The organism is Syntrophomonas palmitatica JCM 14374, from assembly GCF_001311885.1.
Lineage (GTDB): Bacteria > Bacillota > Syntrophomonadia > Syntrophomonadales > Syntrophomonadaceae > Syntrophomonas_A > Syntrophomonas_A palmitatica.
Genome location: NZ_BBCE01000059.1, coordinates 1 through 590, shown reverse-complemented (window position 1 = coordinate 590; position 590 = coordinate 1). Strand labels below are relative to the sequence as shown.

Annotated in this window: 2 tRNA genes; both read left to right on the top strand. The window is 42.4% G+C overall.

Going from position 1 to position 590, the window contains the following annotated elements:
• The first annotated feature begins 130 nt into the window (after positions 1-130).
• Positions 131-207, top strand: a tRNA-Ile gene (locus JCM14374_RS12900).
• Positions 208-305: 98 nt separating this feature from the next.
• Positions 306-381 (top strand) — tRNA-Ala (locus JCM14374_RS12895).
• Positions 382-590: the final 209 nt, after the last annotated feature.

Here is a 590-nt window from a genome sequence, read left to right as displayed (position 1 = left end):
TTCCGGTATCAGCCCTTTGACTTCCGAAACTATGGTCGATAACGCACATTTTAAATCTGCTGTTCTTGTTTTTGTAAATTTAGCCACAAGATTTAACACAGATGAAGAATCCGTGTTGCAATTTAATCGTGGGCCTATAGCTCAGTAGGTTAGAGCGCACGCCTGATAAGCGTGAGGTCGATGGTTCAAGTCCATCTAGGCCCACCATTATTATGATGTGAGAAGTGACAAGTTCGAGGTAAGAATAAATCGGCGCAGCCGATTTTATTATTTAAGCCTGCGCAACGTCACACGTTCCACTTCGCGGGGGTGTAGCTCAGCTGGGAGAGCACCTGCCTTGCAAGCAGGGGGTCAGGAGTTCGAGTCTCCTCATCTCCACCATTTTAAATTTAGCCCCAGATACACACAGATATTTAAAAGATAATAAATATAAAATGTGTGGATCTAAGTTAGATTTTATAATAGAAACAGACCGTAGAGAATATGGCAGGTTAAATAATCTGCGTAAATCATATTAAGTCTGCGTTAATCTGTGTCTATTAAAAGCCCGGCACATACGTGCCGGATCCGAAATATCGGGCATGTACTTT